The organism is Fusibacter sp., from assembly GCF_057447755.1.
In genome coordinates this window covers 1-2,646 of the sequence record NZ_JBVBZF010000417.1, presented here as the reverse complement: position 1 = coordinate 2,646, position 2,646 = coordinate 1, and the positions used below count along the sequence as shown (strand labels likewise).

The window sequence follows — 2,646 nt, the reverse complement described above, 5'->3', positions numbered from 1 at the left end:
TTAAAACTGTTGAATAGTGTTGTGAAATAGTAGCTTTTGGAGAAGAACTTTACAAAGTAGTCCATAGACCACATGCCTGTATCTGTGTGATAAACCGCTTGCTTCATCAAGTTACCCAGCGGATAAATCAGAAAGAAAGCATACAGTAGCAAGACGCCTAAAGTAATAAATCCCCAAATGTCCAATTGAAATTTATTGTTTTCTTTCAATTTAATCACACCTTAGAAGATTTTCACTTCCCCTTTCATCAAATATATTTATTTTTTCAGGTTTCACAAACAGTGTAACCTCTGTGTTTTCTGGTATCAGTTTGTCCTTGGATTCTTGAATGACTTCAACGATATTTTCTGGCGATATTTCAACAAAATAATGAGTGTTCATACCAAGATATGAGGTATCCTTGATGATGCCTTGGATGCCCATATTGCTCTTCTCAGCTAAAGTGAATTCTTCTGGACGAACCGATACGATAACCGATTGATCTGATAAATTTTTAATAGGTTCGAGTTCGACTTGATAGGTCTCGTTGAATTTTACTTTGCCATTTACGAGTGTGGCGTTTACAAAGTTGGATGTACCGATAAAATTCGCAACAAAGGTGTTTTTAGGTCGCATATAAATGTCTTCTGGTGTTCCTAAGTGCTGTATAACCCCATCTTTCATGACGGCAATCTTATCACTGATTGCCATTGCTTCTTCTTGGTCATGTGTAACATAGACTGTTGTGATACCGACCTCTTTCTGAATTTTACGGATAAAGCGTCTCATTTCTAAACGTAACTTAGCATCAAGATTAGAAAGCGGCTCGTCCATTAAGAGAACATCAGGTTTGATGACAAGTGCTCTAGCAAGTGCAACCCTTTGCTGTTGACCTCCTGAGAGTTTCTCAGGAAGTCGATCAGCAAATTGGTCTATTTGCATTGCCTTTAAAAATTTATCTGTTTCTTCAGTCATCAAAGCTTTGTCGTATTTACGGTTTTTCAATCCAAATTCTACATTTTCTCGAACAGTCAAATGAGGAAAAATCGCATAATTTTGGAACACCATACCGATGTTTCTCTTCTCTGGTGCCATATCATTGATTCTTTTTTCATTAAAGTAAAAATCGCCGCCCTCAATTGAGTTGAACCCCGCGATCATTCTAAGCAAGGTGGTCTTTCCACAACCTGAAGGGCCCAATAGAGTGAAAAGCTCATTATCAGCAATTTCGACATTTAGCCCAGAAACCACTGTGTTTTCACCATATTTTTTTACTGCATCTTTAATAATTATTTTACTCACTTGTGTCCTCCCAGATCCTGATTTACTTAGATTCTATGCTAGTAAAGATATCGATATACTTAGCAACGATGTCTGATTTGTGCTCATTTACATAAGGAATATCTTCTGTAATCACATAGATATCAGAGATTGGTGTTAAGTAGTTACCTACTTCTGCACCTTCAATTACAGGTCTGTTTGTCAATGTTGTGCCATAGATATTTTGAACTTCTTCACTGATGATGAAGTCTATAAACAATTTTGCGTTTTCAAAGTTTTCACAGTTGTTGATGATTGCTGAAGTTGCAGGTAAATAAACAGTTCCCTCTTCAGGATAAACGATTTCAACGTCTGCACCGTCTCTAACAAGACCAGCAGATGGATCTTCATAAGTTAAACCAACTACCATTTCGCCATCCGCAACACTCTTGTAGACTTTACTAGAGCTTCCCATTACTTTACCTTCGATATTAGTGTAAAGGTCTTTTACGAAAGTCCATGCTTCATCACTTTCATAACCACCATTTGCCAATAGCATGTTTGTAAGCTGTGCAAATGCAGAAGATGAGTTTGCAGGGTCAGCACTTGCGATTTTACCCTTTAACTCAGGGTTGAGAAGGTCTTTATAGCCCTTAACTTCGATATCGCCAAGTAAGCCTTTATTGACGATTAAACAGCTACCATCTAATACATAACTTGTCGTATAGCCTGTTTTGTTTTTGTATGCTTCAATTACATTTACATCATTTGGTGATACGTAGTCCTGGAACAAGTCAGCGTTAGCGTAGAATTGTGAAAATGAACCGCCGAACATAACGTCAGCATATGGTGCGTCTTTCTCTGATTCCAATCTCTTGATAAGCTCACCTGTACCCGCCTGAATCACTTCAACTTGGATGCCATATTTCTCTTCAAATAAAGGAATTGTTGCATTCATTAAGCCTTCACTGTTTGGAGAGTAAACAACTAGCTTTCCACCTGTTACAGGGACTTCAGCAGTAGCTGGTTCAGAAGTAGTTTCACTTGTTGCAGGTTCAGCTGCAGGTGCTTCTGCTGCAGGCTTAGCGCCACATGCAGTCATCATAACGACTAATAGACATAAAATTAATAAACTCAATGTTTTTTTCATAAAAATATTCCCCCTTAGGATTTAATGTCTTCATAATATCAAGTCATCTTTTTTTTCGATACCTAAAATAATAGACAAAAGGATAAAATTCCGTACAAATGCATGAGATTAAAAAAATCACCTCATAACTTAGAGATGATTTAAGCTTATACCATTTACCGCACTTCCATGAGGTATTCTTTTGGAGAACAACCCATGTATTTTTTAAAGACAATGCCGAAGTATTTATAATCTCCAATGCCGCAGTCACAGGCAAT

General features: G+C 37.4%; 3 protein-coding genes and 1 pseudogene. All 4 read right to left on the bottom strand.

The window, feature by feature from the left end; genetic code table 11:
• Positions 1 to 218: pseudogene (locus tag AC220I_RS21075) on the bottom strand (iron ABC transporter permease); the annotation flags it as partial.
• A complete protein-coding gene (locus AC220I_RS21070) occupies positions 211 to 1,281 on the bottom strand; it encodes an ABC transporter ATP-binding protein (RefSeq protein WP_486725837.1) in 1,071 nt (356 codons plus the stop codon). The pseudogene AC220I_RS21075 and the gene AC220I_RS21070, both read right to left, overlap by 8 nt.
• A 22-nt stretch (positions 1,282 to 1,303) precedes the next feature.
• Positions 1,304 to 2,389: an ABC transporter substrate-binding protein gene (locus tag AC220I_RS21065; protein ID WP_486725836.1), complete on the bottom strand. Its 1,086-nt coding sequence runs from the start codon at positions 2,387 to 2,389 to the stop codon at positions 1,304 to 1,306.
• A 155-nt stretch (positions 2,390 to 2,544) separates the two neighbouring features.
• Positions 2,545 to 2,646, bottom strand: coding sequence for an AraC family transcriptional regulator (locus AC220I_RS21060; RefSeq protein ID WP_486725838.1), 102 nt, complete (start codon positions 2,644 to 2,646; stop codon positions 2,545 to 2,547).